The organism is Paenibacillus sp. FSL H7-0756 (assembly GCF_038006765.1).
Taxonomy (GTDB): domain Bacteria; phylum Bacillota; class Bacilli; order Paenibacillales; family Paenibacillaceae; genus Paenibacillus_AQ.
Genome location: NZ_JBBOVT010000002.1, coordinates 512519 through 533348 on the forward strand (window position 1 = coordinate 512519; position 20830 = coordinate 533348).

Annotated in this window: 20 protein-coding genes; 13 read left to right on the forward strand and 7 right to left on the reverse strand. The window is 53.0% G+C overall.

Annotation, left to right across the window (positions count from 1 at the left end; translation table 11 throughout):
* Positions 1-6: 6 nt before the first annotated feature.
* The 11 genes from NST04_RS19030 (at position 7) to NST04_RS19080 (ending at position 12612) form a co-directional block, all read left to right on the forward strand.
* The gene (locus tag NST04_RS19030; protein ID WP_341185624.1) at positions 7-1326 is read left to right on the forward strand and encodes an ATP-binding protein; all 1320 of its coding nucleotides are present in this window, start codon (positions 7-9) and stop codon (positions 1324-1326) included.
* Positions 1323-3524 carry a DEAD/DEAH box helicase gene (locus tag NST04_RS19035; protein WP_341185625.1) on the forward strand — a complete coding sequence of 734 codons (2202 nt, stop codon included), beginning with the start codon at positions 1323-1325 and terminating at the stop codon, positions 3522-3524. Before NST04_RS19030 ends, NST04_RS19035 begins: the two co-directional genes overlap by 4 nt.
* A gap of 156 nt (positions 3525-3680) precedes the next feature.
* Positions 3681-4313, forward strand: a complete 633-nt coding sequence (locus tag NST04_RS19040) for a hypothetical protein (RefSeq protein ID WP_341185626.1) — start codon at positions 3681-3683, stop codon at positions 4311-4313.
* 110 nt (positions 4314-4423) lie between these two features.
* Entirely contained in the window at positions 4424-4654 is a 231-nt protein-coding gene (locus NST04_RS19045; RefSeq protein WP_341185627.1) for a hypothetical protein, read from the forward strand.
* A 30-nt stretch (positions 4655-4684) separates the two neighbouring features.
* On the forward strand, positions 4685-5524 hold the full coding sequence (gene yidC / locus NST04_RS19050; RefSeq protein ID WP_341185628.1) for a membrane protein insertase YidC: 840 nt from the start codon (positions 4685-4687) through the stop codon (positions 5522-5524).
* Between the two features lie 170 nt (positions 5525-5694).
* Positions 5695-6132: a GNAT family N-acetyltransferase gene (locus NST04_RS19055; RefSeq protein ID WP_341185629.1), complete on the forward strand. Its 438-nt coding sequence runs from the start codon at positions 5695-5697 to the stop codon at positions 6130-6132.
* 92 nt (positions 6133-6224) lie between these two features.
* A complete protein-coding gene (locus tag NST04_RS19060) occupies positions 6225-7601 on the forward strand; it encodes an extracellular solute-binding protein (RefSeq protein WP_341185630.1) in 1377 nt (458 codons plus the stop codon).
* 199 nt (positions 7602-7800) lie between these two features.
* Positions 7801-8691, forward strand: a complete 891-nt coding sequence (locus tag NST04_RS19065; RefSeq protein ID WP_209990069.1) for a carbohydrate ABC transporter permease — start codon at positions 7801-7803, stop codon at positions 8689-8691.
* 18 nt (positions 8692-8709) lie between these two features.
* Positions 8710-9534: a carbohydrate ABC transporter permease gene (locus NST04_RS19070; protein ID WP_341185631.1), complete on the forward strand. Its 825-nt coding sequence runs from the start codon at positions 8710-8712 to the stop codon at positions 9532-9534.
* 91 nt (positions 9535-9625) lie between these two features.
* Positions 9626-11413, forward strand: a complete 1788-nt coding sequence (locus NST04_RS19075; protein ID WP_341185632.1) for a cache domain-containing sensor histidine kinase — start codon at positions 9626-9628, stop codon at positions 11411-11413.
* Positions 11410-12612, forward strand: coding sequence for a response regulator (locus NST04_RS19080; protein WP_341185633.1), 1203 nt, complete (start codon positions 11410-11412; stop codon positions 12610-12612). Before NST04_RS19075 ends, NST04_RS19080 begins: the two co-directional genes overlap by 4 nt.
* On the opposite strand, the gene NST04_RS19085 is transcribed toward NST04_RS19080, so the two are convergent.
* The 5 genes from NST04_RS19085 to NST04_RS19105 all read right to left on the reverse strand — a co-directional run bounded on the left by NST04_RS19085 (position 12590) and on the right by NST04_RS19105 (position 15613).
* Positions 12590-13069, reverse strand: coding sequence for a DUF2441 domain-containing protein (locus tag NST04_RS19085; protein WP_341185634.1), 480 nt, complete (start codon positions 13067-13069; stop codon positions 12590-12592). The two genes, NST04_RS19080 and NST04_RS19085, sit on opposite strands and share 23 nt — an antisense overlap.
* A 226-nt stretch (positions 13070-13295) precedes the next feature.
* Positions 13296-13646, reverse strand: coding sequence for a DUF4190 domain-containing protein (locus NST04_RS19090; protein ID WP_341185635.1), 351 nt, complete (start codon positions 13644-13646; stop codon positions 13296-13298).
* Positions 13647-13693: 47 nt separating this feature from the next.
* On the reverse strand, positions 13694-14467 hold the full coding sequence (locus tag NST04_RS19095) for a GNAT family N-acetyltransferase (RefSeq protein ID WP_341185636.1): 774 nt from the start codon (positions 14465-14467) through the stop codon (positions 13694-13696).
* 6 nt (positions 14468-14473) lie between these two features.
* Positions 14474-15280 (reverse strand): glutamate racemase, encoded by an 807-nt coding sequence (gene murI, locus NST04_RS19100; RefSeq protein WP_341185637.1) that lies wholly within the window; start codon positions 15278-15280, stop codon positions 14474-14476.
* A gap of 162 nt (positions 15281-15442) precedes the next feature.
* Positions 15443-15613: a hypothetical protein gene (locus NST04_RS19105; protein ID WP_340753466.1), complete on the reverse strand. Its 171-nt coding sequence runs from the start codon at positions 15611-15613 to the stop codon at positions 15443-15445.
* 93 nt (positions 15614-15706) lie between these two features.
* Between NST04_RS19105 and NST04_RS19110 the strand changes: the two genes are divergently transcribed.
* On the forward strand, positions 15707-16237 hold the full coding sequence (locus NST04_RS19110) for a GrpB family protein (RefSeq protein WP_341185638.1): 531 nt from the start codon (positions 15707-15709) through the stop codon (positions 16235-16237).
* 8 nt (positions 16238-16245) lie between these two features.
* Here NST04_RS19110 and NST04_RS19115 read toward each other — a convergent pair whose 3' ends face one another.
* Entirely contained in the window at positions 16246-17403 is a 1158-nt protein-coding gene (locus NST04_RS19115; protein WP_341185639.1) for a C45 family peptidase, read from the reverse strand.
* Positions 17404-17711: 308 nt separating this feature from the next.
* Entirely contained in the window at positions 17712-17834 is a 123-nt protein-coding gene (locus tag NST04_RS19120) for a hypothetical protein (protein WP_341185640.1), read from the reverse strand.
* Between the two features lie 209 nt (positions 17835-18043).
* On the opposite strand from NST04_RS19120, the gene NST04_RS19125 reads away from it, so the two are divergent.
* On the forward strand, positions 18044-20590 hold the full coding sequence (locus tag NST04_RS19125) for a diguanylate cyclase domain-containing protein (protein ID WP_341185641.1): 2547 nt from the start codon (positions 18044-18046) through the stop codon (positions 20588-20590).
* Positions 20591-20830: the final 240 nt, after the last annotated feature.

The window sequence follows — 20830 nt, forward strand, 5'->3', positions numbered from 1 at the left end:
CGTAAAATGAACCCACTCAAAATACCGAAGCGGATGACCACCGCGCTCGTCAATTCGCTGACAGCGGGAGTTGTGCCGCGGATCGGGCTTGAACATATCGCTGTCGGCCGCCGTCCTGAGGTGGAGGCGATTCTCCGCGATATGGAGAACATCGCTGATGGCGGAGCCGCCTTCAAGCTGATTACAGGCAAGTTCGGCAGCGGCAAAAGCTTCCTGCTCCAGATCATCCGCAACTACGCGATGGACCGCGACTTCGTGGTTGCTGATGCTGACCTGTCACCGGAGCGGCGGCTGGTCGGCACGAAGGGCCAAGGGCTCGCCACCTACCGCGAGCTGATGAGCCATCTCTCGACCCGGACCCGCCCGGATGGAGGGGCGCTGGAGATTATGCTGCAGAAGTGGATCATGACGCTGCAGCAGGCCGTGATGCAGGAGAAGGGCTACGGCCCCGATGCGCCGGAGCTGGGCGATGAGGTTGAGCAGCGCATCTATTCGGTAGCCTCCGAGATGCGCGGGCTGGTGCATGGCTTCGACTTCGCCAAGGTGCTCGCTTCCTACTGGAACGGGCACAAGCTGGCCGATGACGGGCTGAAGCAGGATTCCCTGCGCTGGCTGCGGGGAGAGTTCCCGACCCGTACGGAAGCGCGGAAGGCGCTAGGCGTTGGTGTCATTATCGATGATGACAACTGGTATGACTATATGAAGCTGTGGGCGGAATTCACCGGAGCCATCGGCTATAAAGGCTTGCTGCTGTTCATCGATGAAGGGGTGAACCTCTACAAGATTACCAACAGCATCTCGCGGCAGAGCAATTACGAGAAGCTGCTGACCATGTTCAATGATACGATGCAGGGGAAGGCAGAGCGGCTTGGCATCTTCGTTGGCGGGACGCCGCAGTTCGTGGAGGACCACAGGCGTGGACTATTCAGCTATGAGGCGCTGCGTTCCCGGCTGGTAGCCGGACGGTATGCAGGCAGCGGGCTGAATAATTACACAGGACCGATTATCGCGCTGGAGATGCTCTCCCACGAAGAGATTCTGATCCTGCTCCAGAAGCTGCGGGATATCCACGCGCTGCACTACGGCTATGAAGCAAGACTAACGCAGGAGCAACTGGTGCATTTCATGGAAGAAGCAGTCAACCGGCTGGGAGCTGATGAACTGCTCACTGCACGTGAGGTGGTGCGGGACTTCATGGATCTGCTGCATACCTTACACCAGCATACCGAGCTTTCATTCGAGACGCTGGTCGGAGAGCGGACTTCGCGGCCCGCCGAGACGGAGCAGAATGAGCTGGACGGCTTCCTGGCGGAGTTCGACCTATGAGTGATAACCCGTTCTACCGGCTGGCCCCGTTCATCAAGGAATTCATTTACAAGAACCGCTGGGATACGCTGCGCGAGGCGCAGGTCGATGCCTGCCGGGTGCTGTTTGACACGCCGCATCATCTGCTGATCGCTTCAGGGACGGCCTCAGGCAAGACTGAAGCGGCCTTCTTCCCGGCGCTTACGGAGCTGTACGAGCGTCCGTCTGCATCTGTAGGCATCCTGTATATCGCGCCGCTGAAGGCGCTGATCAACGACCAGTTCACGCGGCTGAATGATCTGCTGCGTGAAGGAAATATTCCGGTCTGGCACTGGCATGGCGATGTGCCGCAGGCAGACAAGACCAAGCTGATGCAGAACCCTTCGGGGGTGCTGCAGATTACCCCTGAATCGCTGGAGGGCCTGCTGATGAACCGCCCGAATGCGATTCCGGCCCTGTTCCATGATCTGCGCTTCATCGTCATCGATGAAGTTCATGCCTTCATGGGCGCGGACCGCGGCATTCAGGTGCTGAGCCAGCTGGCGCGGATCTCCCGGATGGCGGGCTGTCATCCGCGGAGGGTCGGCCTCTCTGCGACGCTGAGCGACTACGCCTCCGTCACGGAGTGGCTGGCGGCGGGCACGCGCGAGAGCGTAGAGGTCAGCGCACCGCAGGGCGGGCGCAAGCTGCGGCTGAGCGTGGAGCATTTCTCGTTCCCGGATGCGCGGAATGAGGAGGAGGCCGAACACCTGGAGCGGGCGCGACAGGCGTATTACGGGTTCATCTACGATCACACGCATATCAAGAAAGCGTTGATCTTCACGAACAGCCGCAGCGATGCCGAAGAGGCCATCCTGGAGATGCGGCGCATTGCCGCTAAGCGCGGCGAGCGGGATGTCTTCCATGTGCATCATGGAAGCATCTCCGCTATGCTGCGCGAGGAGACCGAGGCCACGCTCCGTGACGGCGCGGGGCCGGCTGTAGCTGCAGCGACGCTGACGCTGGAGCTGGGGATTGACCTGGGCGAGCTGGAGCGGGTGCTGCAGCTTGGCGCGCCTTATAGCTGCGCGAGCTTCGTGCAGCGGCTGGGCCGCTCGGGCAGGCGCGGGGACGCCGCCTCCGAGATGATCTTCGTCACGCCCGAGGAGGAGGACGAGGAGGCGCAGCTCCCGGCGCGCATGCCGTGGACGCTGCTGCGGGCCATTGCCGTGATCGAGCTGTACGTGCGCGAGAAATGGGTGGAGCCGCTGAGCGTTCGCCAGCTGCCGGTCGGCCTCCTGTATCATCAGACGATGAGCATTCTGAAGAGCATGGGCGAAGCAGAGCCGGAGGAGCTGAAGGAGGCTGTACTGAGCCTGCCGTCCTTCCGCAGCATCGATCCCGCTGATTATGATGATTTCATGGAGTACATGCTGGGCATGGGCCATATTGAGAAGATGGATGAGGGCAGCCTGCTGATCGGAATGGCGGGGGAGAAGATCGTCAACAACTTCCGGTTCTATGCGGTATTCAAAGACGATGAAGAGCATGTCGTCTATAATGGGACAGAGGAGATCGGGTCCATTACCACCGTGCCGCCTCCGGGCTACTGCTTCACACTGGCAGGCAAGCTGTGGAAGGTCGAAGAGGTGGACAACCGCCATAAGGCTGTCTATGTCAAAGGCTCGCGAGGGAAAGTGGACACCCTATGGCTCGGCGCAGGCGGAGATGTCCATACCCGGATTATGACGAAGATCCGCGAGCTGTTGGGGTCTACCGCCTTGTACCCTTACCTTGCACCCAGCGCAGCCGCCAGACTGGAACGGGCGCGCAGGCTCGCCAAGGAGAGCGGACTGCTGACACGTTCGGTTCTGCCAGCCGGGGGAGACTCCATGTTCATCCTTCCGTGGGCTGGCAGCCGCCAGTTCCGTACGCTGGAGCGCCTGCTCAAGAACAATCTGAAGGAGCCGCTTGGCTTGCGTTCAGTCGTGCCGATGGAACCGTATTATATGGTAGTCGCCGGTAAAGTGGATGCAGAGAAGCTGGAGGATGAGATCATCGCCGAGACCGCTGCGGCTACTGATGCACTCACGCTCCTGAAGCCGGATGAGGCCCCTTATCTCGGCAAATATGATGAGTTCATCCCGCATGACCTGCTGCGCAAAGCCTTTTCGCTCGACGGCCTTGATGTCCCTGGACTGATCAGTGTGATCAAACAGTGGAAGCAGCCACTGGCATAATTGATATAGCGATAGCCAATATGCGGAGATGTATCTCGCTTATACAACAAGAAGCAGTCGATCCTATCGTGATCAGCTGCTTTTTGTTCACCCACGGAAATTATACAAATCAATACGGTAAAATTAGAAAAATATTATAGGGTGGGTGAGGATTCTATGGAAGCAAAAGCGTTAGAGCGTTTACCGGAACCAAGAATGTTACAAAAGCTAATGAAAATCCAAGCTTCACTGAATATTATTCTTTGTCAGGAGGAATGGCTTCGTTACCATAGCTTTGTACAAGATTGGAATGAGGGTGTGACTATGGCGAAAATAGATAATGGAGCAGGGGATCATTTATTTATTTTGTTTTCCAATGAAGGCTCCATAATAAAAGGCTTCGATCACGAATCTGAATTAAGCCCATATGCACAAGATGAACATAAAGTATGGCAAGGGATTTATGATGACATCCCAAAGGAATTATTATCGTTACTTGAAGATGATGCAATTGAAAAAGAAGATGTGACTTTTTGTATTTGGCGTAAAAACAGTGACACCAGCTGGCACAAAGGAAACATTGAGATTCCAGAAGGTACAAGCGATGGTTCTGATTTTTTATTGGGCTGTATATTCCATACACCAGAGGATTTTGTGGAATTTGCAACAGATTATTTTGAATTATCCCTATCCTTAGAGGTTGTTGCAAAAATCTACGAGAATCTCCCCATTACGGAAGAGATGATCCATATCTTGAATTCCAGCTGTGACGTAAAGGAAGTTCTTCAAGAATTAGAGATATTACGCTGAATCGTGGAACCACACCGTTACACTGACGTATAGACGATTAACCATTTTTCATATTATTCCATTATGACGCATACAGGCGGAGGTGAACCGGACTGGAGCATTTCTATGACTTGATTCAATTGGCATTCTCCATCGCGCTTATCTATTCGGTAGTGTCGATTCCCATCACCTATATTTCCATGCAGGAGATCCACTGGGGTTATGAACTGGCTGCACCCGGTTTAACTTGGTCTGTAGCGGTCAGACTGATGCAGCCGAGCAGTATTCAGCGCTGGATCGCACGAACCGCCAGGCGAAGAGAAGCACCTGATGACGAAGACAATCGTCCTTCCCCATATTGAGATCCATACATTCAATTAGGGAGGACAATAATGAACAATATGAACCTGTATCCACAATGGGCCAAGCCTATTCTCGTCCTAGCGATGGGACTTATCCCGGCCATAGTGCTTAGCGGCTGCTCAGCAGCATCCCAAGCCAGCCCGATTCTTGCAGATTCACCGGGGATATTCAACCACTTCTTTATTTATCCGTTCTCGTACTTAATCCAATTCTTCGGGGATGCATTCCAAGGAAACTACGGCTTATCGATTGTGCTGATGACGTTCATCATCAGGCTTGCGATCCTGCCGCTGATGATGAACCAGACGAAGAAGCAAATGGCCATGAAAGCCAAGATGGCCATCCTCCAGCCGGAGTTAACGGAGCTGAAGGAGAGGTACAAGAACGATGTCAGTGCGGATGCCGCTAAGCAGCAGCAGGCCGAAATGATGCAGCTCTACCAGAAGCATCAGTTCAATCCGTTCAGTATGGGGTGCTTGCCGATGCTGCTCCAGTGGCCGATTACCCTGGCATTTTATTACGCCATCCGACGTACCCCTGAGATTGCCGCACACGACTTCCTGTGGTTCAACCTGGGGACGGCAGATATGATTCTGCCGTTTATTGCCGCAGCGGTCTATTACGTGCAGTTCCGCGTATCGCAATCCGCAGCTGTACAGAATCAGCAAAGCCCAGGTAATCAAATGGCTTGGATGGGATGGTTGTCGCCGGTCATGATGGGCCTGTTCTCGTTTCAGGTGCCCGCAGCCTTGCCGCTTTATTGGGTGGTTGGCGGGATATTCATTATCGTGCAGACGGTCATTCTGAATAAAAGGTACGCGAAGCCGGACTTCGCAGGGAATAATCTTTCTGCCGGTGTAGAAGATTGATCTTGGATTCCGCTTAAACAACGTTTCGTTTGCGGAGCGTCCACCCAAGTGCTTACGTAAATCTTACTTCTATTTAAGAGCTGTCCCAAGCAGTCAATTCATGGCTTCTGGGACAGCTTCTTGTCGAGCAAACATAAATGACTATATATAAATAAACGAGGTGACTCCAAATGAATTCACTTATAAGGGTAAGGCTGGCGTCCATAGCAGATGCTGAGGCACTGTCGGGACTCAACCAAGAGTTCAACGGCGGCGTCCGCAGACCCCCGGCCCAAATTATTGAATATCTACATACTAACTGTAACGAATGTATTGCCGTAGCTGAATTGAACGGTACCATCGTGGGTTTTGGCTGCGCCCAAAGCCTGTATTCCTTTTGCTATGAGGAGCCCTATGGAGAAATTACAGAACTCTATGTGCAAGATACCGCCAGGAGAAAGGGAGTCGCTAGGGGCATCATCACTTGTCTGGAAGACGAGCTTAGAATGCGCGGAGTGAAACGGGTCAAGGTATTGACGGGCAGAAGGAACGCTGCGGCTATTCGGACCTACGAAGATTGCGGCTATGTGAAAGACGATGAGCAGATGTTAGAGAAACCGCTTACCTAGAAAAAACAAACCTCATTTCTGCAGTTCCCACCTTGCCCGAAACGCTCCCCCTGATGATAATTAGCTTATCACGACAGAGGGGGCTTTAATGAATGGTCAACAGAAAAATGAAGCAAACCGCCACCGTCGCGTTCGCCGCGCTAATGGCAGTAAGCCTGGCCGCATGCGGGAACTCGGACAACAACGCCAATTCCAAGGCTAAGGACACCGCCGCACCGAACGCCGCCACAGGCAGCGGCAATGCCGCAGCTACAGATGCACCAAGCGATAAAAAGGTAACGCTTACCTTCCAGAACATCTACCCCGATCCCGCAACGCCCAATTACAAAATGATCCGTGAGCTGACCGACGCGTACATGAAAGAGCATCCCAATGTGAAAATTGAACTGGACACGCTGAACACGGACCAGCAGAAGGTCAAGCTGAAGACACAGGCTGCCTCCAAAGAAGTGCCGGACATCACCATCGTGAACCCGGCGGCCCAAATGAAACCGTTCGTCGATGCAGGCTTGTTCGCTCCGCTGAATGACATGCTCGATCAGAATGGCCTGAAGGACACGTACCAGAAGGGCCTCCTCGACTATTACAGCTTCGACAATAATGTGTATGCCATCCCTGACGGTAACAACATTGAAGTCGTCTATTACAATAAAGACCTGTTCGCCCAGGCCGGCATCGCTGCCCCTCCGACTACCTTCGAGGAGATGCTGAAGGATGTGAAGATCCTGAAGGATAAGGGGATCACACCACTGGCCATCGGCGAAAAGGATTCCTGGACCGGCTCGTTCCTGTTCATGAACATTCTGCTGCGCACTAACGGCGGCCCCGGCTTCCTGCAAGATGTGCTGGACGGCAAAAAGACCTTTGAAGATCCTGCGTTCATCGAAGCAGTTGACGCCTTCCAGGCTCTGGTTCAAGCGGGCGCTTTCCCTGACGGTGCCACCTCTATTGATGCAAATGCGGGCGGGAATATTTTCAAAACAGGCAAAGCCGCTATGTGGTCCATCGGTTCTTGGGAGACTGGCGCGATTGATGCTTCCCCGGTTGCCGGTAAAGTAGGGGCCTTCCAGTTCCCGACTGTGAACGGCAAAGGCGATCCCAACGAATTCATGCTCGCCCCCGGCAGCGCCTTCGCCATATCCGCGAACAGTGAGCATCTGCAGGAAACCAAGGACTTCCTCAACTTCTTCGGCACCCAATATCCTAAGAAGCAATTTGAGCTGAAGAACGCTGTAGGGATCGGCCAAAAGGTAGACGGCGACCTCAAGGCTGCAGGGTATTCTGATCTGGCGGTGAATATTGCCGGACTGTTCAACCAAGTGAAGGGCGGCGACCTGGCGTTCGATAACACCATGAACCCTGCAACCGCACAGGTCCACCTCAGCAGTATCCAGAACCTGTTCGTCCAGAAGATGGATTCCAAGGCGGTAGCCAAAGAACATCAGGCTGCGTTCGAAGCCAACAAATAAGCCGCTTAGTTTTAAATGTTCGCGTAACTTAAGCCATATCGACACTGCAAATGGAAAGCTGTTCTACTCGATGCGAAGCAAGCCGATCAGGCTACTTCGCATCGGGTTTATCATGCACTTTAATAAGTTAATGACATTAATCATTAACACTATAAATTAATAGATAAAGAAGAATCTGCTTGATTAGGAGGCGGGAAAGATGAAAGTCCTTAAGGTGCCGGCACGCACAATCGCCGTCTTCATACTGCCATGTCTGCTGCTCTATGTGTGCCTGGTATTCGTACCCATACTGGTCTCATTATACACGGGCTTATTGAAGTGGGACGGTCTGACGACCTCTCAGTTCGTCGGCTTCGGCAACTTCAAGAATATGTTCTGGCATGACCCGGTGTTCTGGCCCTCTGTGCGGAGAACGCTGCTGTATGCTGTGGCTTCCATGCTGGAAATCCCGCTCTGTCTGGGGATGGCGATCCTGCTGAACCGCTATCTGCGCAGAGCCAACACGCTGGTGTCGATCTACTTCACGCCGGTCATCTTATCCGTCGTTATTATTGGACAACTCTGGAAGACCATCTATAACCCGACTTCCATGGGGGGCATGTTGAACGGTGTGCTGGTGTCCCTGGGGCTGGAGAGCTGGACGCATAACTGGCTGACCGAGCCTAATATCGCCATGTATTCTCTGTATCTGGTATCCCTGTGGCAGTATTTCGGTTACCATCTGCTGATCCAGTATACCGGGGTGCAGAACATTCCTGACGAGCTGTACGAAGCGGCCCGGATTGACGGAGCAGACGGCTTCAAGGCGGATCGTTATATTACGCTTCCGCTGATTATCCCGATTTTCAAAATCTCGATTATCCTGGCGTTTATCGGGTCCCTGCAAGCCTTCGATCTGGTCATGGTCATGACTGGCGGCGGTCCGGCGCATGCAACGGATGTCATCTCCACCCATATGTATAACAGCTCCTTTTTGTCCTTCAAGTATGGCTATGGCAGCGCGATTGCGACGTTCCTCGTGGTGGTCTGTCTGATTTTTACCGGCATCATTAATATGATCTTCAACCGGCTTGAGCGAAAATTCGAATAGGAAAGGAGTGCGCGGACCATGCGTAAGCTTAAAAAAGGAATCGTGTATCTTCTTTTTGCCATTCCTGTCATTACCCAGCTCTACCCGCTGCTGTGGCTGCTGCTGTACTCTCTGAAGACGAACGAGGAGATTCTGGACGGGAGCTTCTTTTCTTTGCCCCATAAATTCCAGTGGCATAACTACTACGAGGCTTACACCTCGGGCAGCTATCTGAAGTACCTGTCGAACAGCGTGTTCGTTACTGGCCTTACGATGATTTGTGTCATTCTGCTGGCTTCGATGGCAGCCTATGCAATCTCCCGGTTCCGGTGGAAGTACGGCAATGTCGTGATGACCATTTTCCTGATGGGGATGATGATTCCGATGCAGGCCACGCTGCTGCCGCTGATGATTATGTTCAAAAATATGCATATCCTCAATACCCACTGGTCGCTGATTCTGCCGTATATCGCGTTCTCAACTCCTATCGCCGTGTTCATATTGAGCGGCTTCATGAGAGCTATTCCACATGAGATCGAAGAATCGGCGTTCATCGACGGGGCGAGTGTGTACCGGATCTTCCGCAGCATCATCCTGCCGGTGTCCATTCCGCCTGTCATGACCGTATGTATCCTAACCTTCATCAACATCTGGAACGAATACATCCTGGCCGCCACGTTCATCTCGTCAGAGAAGCTCAAAACCCTTCCATTCGGGGTCTACACCTTCGTGAGCCAGTATTCGGTCAACTACGGCAATATCGGGGCCTTCCTGGTGATGGGCGCGCTGCCGGTGATTCTGATCTACTTCTTCCTGTCGAATCAGATTACTAAAGGGATGGTGGCAGGAGCGGTTAAGGGATAAGGCATGGCATACCGAATTACCCCATTGCATAAAAATGGTAAAGTTTTATAATAAGAAACGGCAGAACCGGGTGCGTAAAGGGGAGAGTCTTATGAAGATCGGCTTTCATTCCATTCATCATCGGTTGTTCTTGCTGTTTCTTTTTTGCATGTCCAGTATTCTGCTTATTGTCAGCCTGCTGTACTATAACCGGACTACAGACCAATTGCATGAGAAGATCGGTGATTTGTCGCAAAAAAACGTTGCCCAGAGCGCAGGCTTATTCACGCTCCTCTATAAAGGGTATGACGCTTTGTCCAAATCGCTCAGCAATAACTTCGAGATGATCCGCTTGATTAATGAGAAGACGGACGGGCCGGCGGTGGCCTATATCAATGAGCAGACGGTGACGAACATCATCGGCTCGATTTTTTATTCGCGGGATGATTTGGTGGGTATCCATGTGATCACAGACCGCGGCAAGATCTATAACTATGGCAACTATATGAATGTGGTTGATCCGAATTACAGACAGGAGGACTGGTACCGGCAATTGCAGGCTTCCTCGGGGAAAATGGTCTGGCTCGGGGTGTATCCGCACTCCCTGATCGACCAAGTGGAGGACAGCCCGGTCTTCGCCTTCGGGCGGCAGCTCTATGACTTGAATGAGCATAAGCCGATAGGCATCGTGCTGTATGAGACGGACCCGCAGCCGGTGCTGGAGGCGCTGGAGAATCTGAAGCTGGGCACGCACAGTCAGGTCTACCTGATGTCCCCGGATGGACGGTTTGTCACCTCGGCCACAGATCCGCAGCCGGACGCTGCCCGTCTGCCCAAGCTCCCCGCTTCGGAGCATGTGATGGTTCAGCAGGAGCGCGGGCAGCTGGTGGTGGCGTCCAAGCTGTCTTTCTCGGGCTGGTGGGTGATGAGTATTACGCCGGACCAGGATCTGAATGTGGAGCTGGTGGAGCTGAAGCGTTATCTCTTGATCGTGATCTCGGCGCTGATCCTGGTCTCTACGCTGATTGCGTCGATCGTATCGCAGACCATCTCTTCGCCGCTGAAGAAGCTGATCCGCGAGATGCGGCAGGTGGAGGTGGGGAATTTCGGCGGCATGGTCAAGGTCTCTTCGTATCAGGAGATTAACATTCTGGTCGCTTCCTTCAACCGGATGGTCCGGCGGATCGAGGAGCTGATCGAGCGGGTTAAGCTGTCTTCGGTCAGCGAAAAGAATGCAGAGCTCCATGCCCTGCAGTCCCAGGTGAACCCGCATTTTCTCTACAATACGCTGGATATGATCTACTGGATGCTGGATGAGGAGGGCAATGAACAGCTTGGGGAACTGGTACTCTCCCTGTCCTCAATGTTCCGTTACAGCAGTCAGTGGGAAGACGGGGCCGATGTAAGCCTAAGCGAGGAGCTGGAGCAGATCGGGCATTACCTGAAGATTATCTCCATCCGGCTGGAGGGCCGCCTTATAATCGTGACGAATGTCGATGAACGCTGGCTGAACATCAGGGTCCCGAAGATGACGGTGCAGCCGGTCATTGAGAATGCAGTCAAGCATGGACTGGAGCCGCTCTCACGTCAGGGGATTCTCAAGGTCTACACCCGGCAAGAGGGCGATCATCTTGAGCTGATTGTGGAAGATAACGGGGACGGAATGAGCGGGGAGCAGCTTGCAAGGCTACAGGCGTCGCTGAATGTGGATAGTCCGGATAACGCGGGCTCCAGTGGCAAGGAAGGCGCCAAAAGCGGGATCGGACTCCAGAACCTGCACCGCCGCCTGCGGTTCATGTTCGGAGAGGGCTATGGTCTGCAGATTCAGAGCTTCCCCGGTGAGGGAACGCAGGTGGCTATCGTGCTGCCTATTCCAGTGGAAGGAGAGCTGCTGAAGTGAATATTCTTATAGCCGATGATGAACGGGCCATCCGTGAAGGCATCAAGCGTACGATTAAGCAGATCAGTGCAGAGCATCAGGTGTTCGTGGCCGGCCGGGCGGAGGAAGCGGTGAAGATTCTGGAGGAGCAGCATATCCATATCGTGCTGACCGATATTCTGATGCCGGGCATGAACGGGCTGGAATTCATGAAAATCTCGAAGCGCCGGTATCCGTACGTGAAATGGATTGTCATCTCTGCCCACAGCGAATTCTCCTACGCCCAGGAAGCGGTCCGGCTGGGTGCGCGCGATTATCTGCTGAAGCCGATCGGCAAGCATAAGCTGACCGGGCTGATCGACAGCCTGACGACTGAAATCCAGCAGGATAACCAAATCTCGCGGCAAGGCGAGCGGCTGAAGGCCAGCCTGCGATTCCTGCGCGAGGGTGTTTTTCAGCGGCTGGCCTCGGGGCTGGATATCGGGAATCTGGACATCGATGCGTTCATTGAGGATTATCATTCCTTCTATCTGGTCATGATTCAGCTGGAGCCGGGAGACCAGAGCGCCCGGCTGGAGCATTTCATTGTCGAGAATGTTCTCTCCGAGCTGATCGAGCGGTATGGTCGGGGCTTCGTGGTCAGCTATGACCGCCAGCACCTGCTGGGCTTGATCTCACCGGGCGAGAGTGTGCGGATAGAGCAGTTCCAGGAGGAGGTGAAGACGCATCTGACGCATTATTTGAAAATCCCTTTTCAGATGATCCATTCCGGGCTGAGCTGTGACTTCCATACGGTGCCGCAGATCGTGAAGCGGATGCGTGAGGCTTCGGCCTTTCAGGGACCGCCGCTTGAGCCGCTCAAAGGGAGTGGGGAGAAGGCGATTGAAGTGGCGCTGCACTATATTAAGGAGCATTTCTACGAGGAGCTGTCGCTGGAAAGAATCGCTTCGGTGGTGTTCCTGAATCCGGCGTATTTCAGCCAGCTGTTCAAGCAGAAGACAGGTCAGGGGTATAAGGAATACGTCACCTCGCTGCGGCTGGAGCAGGCGAAGCTGCTGCTGCTGAATCCGGGGCTGAAGCTGGCCGAGATCGCGGAGCGGGTAGGCTACCAGGACATGCGCCATTTTACCCAAATGTTCCGTAAGAAATACCAGCTCACCCCCACCGAATACCGCCAAGCGGAGAGCATCAGCATTCTTAGGAGCAGGGGTACTCTGTGATGATGTCGGCAACTTCGATTCTTCCGTTAATCAACAGCTCTGGAAGCGCATTATTGATATTACCTTTCCAGTATTCTCTGGCTTGTTCGATTTTACGGGAGAATGGAGCCGCGTCTTCCATGGGCAACAGACTGCCGTCACCTTCAAAAATAGCTCCAGCGACCTTAAGTTTAACGATCTGTAACACTTTCCGGTGATACGAATCGAATATGCTTTTCCACATCAGGGCATCTTCATAGCTCTTTGCTGCATCTTCTTTATCCAGTTTTAAACCGTCCTCCGTATAATTGCCGTGCAGGATCTGGATAACGTCTTCCCCTTTGGAGTTCAACTGTTCTTGCTCGAAAAAGAAACGATATAAGGTGTTTTTCTGCTGGTTGTCAAAATTAATGATTTGATTCAGGGCCATCTTCTTCCGGGTTACAATGTGGTAAACGTACCTTTCGCTTGCTTGCATAGTCGGCCTCCTAGTAAAGCATCAGATTAAAAAGCATGGATAAGGTTGTTAAGCCCTATCCACCCAAAATCTAACGGACTGGAGAGAGCTTATCCCCGCGAAAACGCCACTTTTTGCAGCGTAACGGACTCAGGCGACCTTATAGTCTCGCTATGGGATAAGGCCTGTGGAGTCCGTTACTCGCCCAATAGGCGACTTTTTTCCCAAAGAAGAGCGCCTCAGTCCGTTACGCTAAGCCAAACGCCCCCATCGCAGTGTGTGCGCTATTGAATAACACAACAGTTAAAACAAACATGATGATGAGAATGGTGTAAATAAAGGTGGAGACTATTCCGCAGACCAGTCCGGCAGTCGCGAGTCCCCGGCCTTGCTCATAGCTGTAACGGATCTCCTTGAAGGCAAGCGAAGCCAGAATGATTGCGGTAATCCCGAAGAGGATGCTGACGTAAGGTATTACGATGGAGAGAATACCCAGCACCAGTGCTGCAACCGCTTTGCTGTTCGTCCGCTCCTGCGGAGGCTTCGGGTACTGCTGGTAATAATTCTGTTCTCCATAGGGTGGAGTGGGATTATTCATCATCTAAACTCCTTCATGGGTAGTGAGTGATTGCTCCAATTTAACCATCAATAATTAACCCAATGCTCCAGCGTGACAGCGCGGGTAAGTCCAATGGATTCGGCGAGGCGGATGGAGGCGGGATTGTTCTCCAGCACCTGATACCTGGGAATGTAGCCCCGCTTGAGGGTGTGAAAGACTGCTGTGCGGACTACGCGTTGCGCTAATCCACGTTGTCTGGCAGCTTCTATGGTACGTACGCCGCCGATCTCCCAGATTCGCTCCTCATTGCGGTAGACCATACATGTACTAAGTGGCGTATCCCCGTCAAATAACGTCACAGCGAATGCCCCGTCTTCAAAATACTGCGTGATCTCCTCTAGCGAATAATCATTCGCCATCCACAGCGGCAGCAGCCGTTCATCGATAGCTTCACTGACCGTGCAGGCCTCATCTGGGCTAAACCTCTGGCCTTCGGCCGAAGAATAGGAGTAGAGACTACGGACCCGCCGCAGCGTGAAATACGGTTCCAGCGCCTCCCGGTACGCATCCTCCTGAAGCTTGAAGACCAGGTTGGCGTCCCGCGGCACCCGTTTGAGCAGGGCTGGGAAGACCTCGGGACTGCTATAGTCCATCAGTACAACGGTGTCAGCCTCCGGGTAGGTCCGGTGATCATAGCCGAAGGTAGCGGCCGGCATAAGCAGCAGCACGCCCCAATGATCCTGTTGTTCAATCAGCACGCTGTCGATCTGAGCATGATACGCCGTCATCATTTTGAGCAGCGTCACATTCTTCAGCGGATTCCGGCGCAATCTTTCCATTATGGCTGTATAGTGACTCAAGTTAGATCACTCCTTTGTGCTCAGATTAAGAGATTGTTCAATTTCATCCAGACGCTTGAACAGACTGTCGTATTTGGATAACATTGCGGGATCGTCTACCAGAACACCGGATCTGTAAAAAAGGATATCGCCCGTCCCCTCGTTGATCCGTCCCCCCGCTTGGAGAATCTGCTTCAGGTGTCTGGCGGTTCCGAGACTGCCGGAGATGAAATCAACCGTATCCGGGAATATCTTCTGCAGGCTCCCCTCGAAGTAGGGGAAATGGGTACATCCAAGGACCACCGTGCTGTACCGCTCAAGGTCCAAATGTGCCAGCTCACTTGTCAGATAGGGAATAATTCTCTCTTCGTCAAAATCAAAACGCTCCGCAAACTGGACCAGCCCGGGAAGCGGCAGACTGTCTACAATCTCCCCGTGATCGATCCGGTGCACCAAATCATGATACTTCTTCTCCTGTAGCGTTAAGCGGGTTGCGAGTACCAGCACCTTCTTCTGCTTACCTTCTGATTGTTCAACCGCAGGCTTCACTGCCGGCTCGATCCCGAGGACCGGAAAGTCATACCGCTGCCTAAGTTCTTCAATCACAATGCTGGTGGCTGTGTTACAAGCGACCACCAACGCTTTTATATGCTGACTGGCCATGAAATCCACCGCTTGCAGGATGTATTCCCTGACTTCGTCTTTCGTCTTCTCCCCATAGGGCACATGGTCGGTATCTGCATAGAACAGGTAGTCCTCTTGCGGCAAGAGCTTAAGCGCCTGATGAAGCACGGTTAACCCGCCAATGCCGGAGTCAAAAAATCCAATTCGCATACTTCCACTCTTTTCTTGATGATTCTATTCCATAGATTATACTTGTAAGGTATTCTATTTCTATCATTAGATTTATAGTATAACTGCTCTGTCCGGCAAAAGACCAGGCTGTTCGCCCATACCATGGGTGAAGCCTGGTCTGCGAGCATATCAAAGCGGAAATCAGCTCTCGTTCTTAGTAACGCCGTTCAGACTCGGCACGACATCTGCTGCTTTATCAGGAGTCACCATCTGGGGGATTTCGCTGATACTGGCGTGATTCTGCTGGTTGTTTTTTGAATCGGCGCGGTTATTTGCACGGTCATGCTTGGGGTCTGCACTATTCTTGGGCATACTGTTCACCTCCGTCTCTGCGGGTTAGTATGAGGTTGCGGTTTGTATTTTATTCCAGTGTGGGGTGTAGGTTATAGTCGAAGGAGGAGAAGGATGATGGCTGAGAAGACCAAGGTTGTTGAAGTGGTCCCGTATGATCCGGCCTGGAAGGCGGAATATAGCAGAATTGAGGCGCGGATGCTGGAGATCGCCGGGGATCTGATTATCCGGTCTGAGCATGTGGGCAGCACCTCGATTGAAGGGCTGTGGGCCAAGCCCGTGATTGATGTCGATCTGGTGATGGAGAGCTATGACCAGTTGCCGGAAATCATCCACAGATTGCAGGCGTACGGTTATGAGCATCAGGGCAACCTGGGCATTGAGGGCCGGGAAGCCTTCAAGAGCAACCAGGATGATGGATTCATGAAATACCATCTGTATGTATGTCCCAAGGACGGCAAGGGTTACCTGGAGCATATTCTGTTCCGGGATTATCTGCGCAGCCATCCCGCTGCCCGGGAGGAATATCAGGCGGTGAAGCAGCGGCTGGCTGAAGAGTACCGTTATGACATTGATGCGTATTGTGACGGGAAGACTGCGTTTGTGCAGTCTATTTTGCAGAGGGCGTCACAGCAGCAAGAGTGAGAGGGAGCTTACCTGGGACGGTGCCAGAATCCCTCTGCGGACGGCTTGTCCGGCAGCACTGCCTCGTATACACGCATTCCCGCCGGGTCATGGAACCCGAAGGTTCTCCAGCCGTTCAGCTGCGGGGAACCGAAGCAGATATGCAGCTCGCGGGCTGTGTTGTCAGAGACCATGGACCATAAGGTGCCTAAGCCTTCGCTGTAATGGTGACAGCAGATTCCTTCGGGATATTCGCGTCCTGCGGCAGCTTTCATGGCTTCTACAGGATGGATAGCGGTGTTATCGTCCATAAGTGCTGCCCGCAGCGCGTCATATCTGGTCCATGAGTTCTCCATGACTTGCTGATTATGTAGCTGCATGGAGGGCAGGGTGTAATGGTTCGCCGAGAGTACAAGCTGGCTTGCGCTTAAGCTGTCAGCAGCCGGGTGATACTGGATCGCTTTTTCGGTACCAGCCGTCTCTACGAGGGCGATGTTCCCTTGGGCGTCAGAGATCAGGAAGTTTCTGTAGTCAGCCACCGGTATGCTGCGCATGAGCTGAGCCGCTTCTTCCGCAGTAGTACATTGATCCAGCAAGGCCCGGACTACGCCTGGAAAAACAAATCCCTCCCCGGTCATCTCCGGCCGGACTCTCCCCGAGGTGGTGGTTACGGTAAGACCTGCCTCATTCATCCCGTCATAACGCCCGAACAACTGCAGCGCAAAGCCGGTATGCGCCAGTTTGCCCTTCACCCTGGTTGTGCTGAGCAGCAGCTGATTATACGGTTCATCCTCCCAGCCAAAATCATAATTACGCATATGATAAATCTGTCCGCTCTGACCCGCATTTGCTACAGGTCGGTAGGCTGCCTGTGTGCAGTGGCCCGGTGCCTGAAAGTAGGAATAATAGAAGACGACATGGGCAGCCTCTACGCCGGTCTCATCGGCGAAGCCCTGAATTTCTTCATTCAAGCCGGGGCAATAGCGCTCGAAGCTCTCCATGGCTTTGTCCGCAGCATAAGGAGTCAGCCGGGGGGCTCCCATGAAGGGGGAGGACAAGAAGGATAGCATGGCGGAGTTATTCTTATGATGGGCGCCCAAAGTGCGTCCGACCTCATAATGAGTGCCTTCGGTAACGAGAAGTGTAAATTGTGCGGTCTTGCGCTGTAACAGGGGATTAGCATCCATGTGAATGTTCCTTCTTGTTCATTATTCTCTGCGCAGAGTAGGTTCATTATAACGGGCGTATAGATCAGGCGGCAAAGCCCGCTGTGCCTCAAATCCCCGGATGCGCATCCAAGCGGCGAAGCGCTGTTATGAATTAGTCACATTTTCACTGGAATAGAAGGAAATACTTGTATTATTGAGGTTTTTAAGGTAAATTATTGGTAAGACTTTCGGATTACAATTCTTCCGGAAGTGTAACCTAATACATGGTATATGCAAGCCGAAGAGGAGCATTTCCCCCAAATGCTCCTTTTTGCGTGGGCAGACTGTTAAGGTGCGAATGAAACGGTCTGAACCACATAGCGGATGATGAAGAAGGCAATGATCATTATGGAGAAGGCGCTTAGCAGAAAAGACACAATCTCTCTACCTGAACGTTTAGTTCGCCGCATTATGGTCACCTCGGATTATAAATGGATTAGCCATCACAGGTTATGCTCTATTCATCCATATTATACATAATTATTCCAAGACTGGAATACAAGCCAAGGCAGGCTGTATAGACTAAACTTATGTTTGTTATTGCAGCCCAGAATAAGATAAAATGAATCTGCGCCATAACAGCTTAGAAATCATTTACTTCAATGGAGGCTTTACACCTATGTCAGATTTTAATACAGAACATGAGAATCAGCCGCTGAACCGCACCTTGCTGAATGAAGCAGGGCTGGACCCCAAGGAACCTGTGGATCTTAATAACTGTGAGAAGGAGCCCATCCATATTCCCGGGCTTATTCAACCGCATGGCGTATTGCTGGCTGTAACTCAGGACACAGCCCATAGGATTGTCCAGGCCAGTCTGAATACGGATAAGTTACTGGGAACAGCTGCCGAAGCACTGTTAGGCACGCCTATGGCTGACCTGGTAGGCCCGGATCAGCTGGAGATGCTGCTTATTCGCAGCGTGAATGCGAAAGAAACTGCCGATTTGCAATATATTGTGATACAGATTGAAGTCGCGGGTGAGCCGCAGGACTTCTTCTGCATCATTCACGAAAGTGAAGGTCTGATGATCGTTGAACTGGAGCCTGCCTCCATCGATCAGAGCGACAGCTCCAATGACTTCGACTGGATTCGCACGTTCTTCGGACGGCTGAAGCATACGGCGAACCGGCTGGAGGCCAGTCAGGCTGCCGCTGAGCAGGTGAAGGAGATGTTGGGCTATGACCGGGTTATGATCTACGAGTTCGATGAACAGTGGAATGGCAAGGTGATTGCCGAAGCCCGTGAACCGGAGCTGGAGCCGTTCCTTGGCCATCATTATCCTGCGTCTGACATTCCGAAGCAGGCGCGTGAGCTGTATCTGCGTAACTGGCTGCGGACGATCGTCGATGTCAACTATCTTCCGGTTCCGATCACCCCGGTGCTGCAGCCCCTTACGGGTAAGCCCCTGAACCTCAGCTTGTCCATCCTCCGCAGTGTATCTCCGCTCCATATCGAGTATTTGCAGAATATGGGAGTGGGGGCGACTACGACCATCTCCCTGATTAACAACAACAAGCTTTGGGGACTAATCACCTGTCATCACCATTCCCCCAAGTATGTCCCGCACCGTATCCGTAATCTGTGTAATTTCCTGGGCGCCTTCTTCTCCAGTGAACTGTACCAGCGTCAGCAGCTCGACAATTATCAGACGGAGCTGGAGCTGCGGACCAAGGCGATGAGAATTGTCGATATTTTCACAGGTAACGTCAGCTCTTCCCGGGTGATTGAGCAGCTCGGCGATGAAGAGCAGACGCTGCTGGGTATGATGGAGGCTTCCGGTGCAGCCGTGTGCTACCAGGACAAGTTGATGCTGTTCGGAGCCACGCCTTCCCAGGAGCAGGTACGGGAGCTTGCCGGCTGGCTGGCCGGGAAGTCCAAGGATTACACCTACTGCACCTCCAAGCTCAGTCTGGAATATGAATCAGCCAAAGCTTACAAGAACAAGGCCTCCGGTGCCATCTATCTCGCCCTGACTCCAGGACACCAGAATTATATGATCTGGTTCAGGCCTGAAGTGGTCGAGATTGTGGACTGGGCCGGAGATCCGGCTAAGGCTGTCATTCAGGAAAATGACGGATTGCGATTGTCTCCCCGCAAGTCCTTTGAGAAATGGCGGCAGGTGGTTCAGTCCACCTCACTTCCGTGGAGAGAGCAGCATCTTAACATTCTGCCGCAGCTCAAATCTATTCTGCGCGGACAGACCGAGAACCAGCTGCGTCAGGCGGAAGAGCAGGCCCTGCAGAACGCCCGCAGTCTGCGTCATAATGAACAGCGGTATCTGCAATTGATGGACCTGTCGCCCGTAGCCTTCTTCATGATTACCGATGATGTGATTGCCTACTGCAATAACCGCGCAGTGGAGCTGACGGGAGAAGAGAACGGCAAATCGCTGATCGGGGAGCCGTTCCTGGACTATGTGCAGGAATCCTACCGGCCAGCTCTGAAGCAGCACTTCTTAGACCTGAGCCAGAATGTCACCCAGTTCGTATCCGATCAGGGCCAATTCATGAATGGAGACGGGCAACCCCTGGAGGTAAGCCTGAGTCTGGCCTCGGTCATTCATGGCGGCAGACCGTCCATTATGGCGGTGCTGAACACCGGAACCGGTACAGAGGCGAAGGGCGAGGCTTATGCCGATGCGGCCAATCAGATGCAAACCTATCTGACGACCGATTCACTAACCGATCTGCCGAACCGGCAGGCGCTTGAGAATAAGCTGGATCAGCGCTGGGAGGATTCCCTGAACACCCGGGAACCCCTGCTGCTGCTGTCCATTGATATCGATGATTTCCATTCCTATAATGCGGTACACGGGCTGAAGGGCGGCGATCTCTGCATCCAGTCGGTAGCCGATGTGCTGAATATCATCAGCATCACGCACGGCACGTTCGTGGCCCGGTTCAGCGGGGCGAACTTCATCCTTACGATGGCGGGAGCCTCCTCTTCCCAGGCAGAGCAATTGGCCGAATCCGTCCGTCAAGGCGTCTATGATCTGCAGATTCCCCGTGACCGGTTTGAAGAGGAAGGTGTGGTCACTGTAAGCATAGGCGGCCTGTTGAAGGTGCCAGTTCCCTCTGACCGCCCGTCGGACTTCATTGCCAAGGCGGAGAAGGCACTCTATGAGGCGAAGTCTGCCGGGAAGAACCAAGTCGTATTTTATTAACACCTGCTAACATCATCTCACATCCAGAGCAGAAGCCGGATGAGTCCATATGGGACTTGTCCGGCTTTTTTAGAGAGAATTTATATGTTTTGGGGCCCCCGCAAAGTACCTGAGTCATCACTTACGCTAAAGCTCCACTTTGTGGGGTTATTTTGCTGTCCTATTCGTCCAATCCTCCGCAGGTAATCCGCATACATTACAGAGTAACAACCACATGATCCATATCATCCAGAGCGAGGT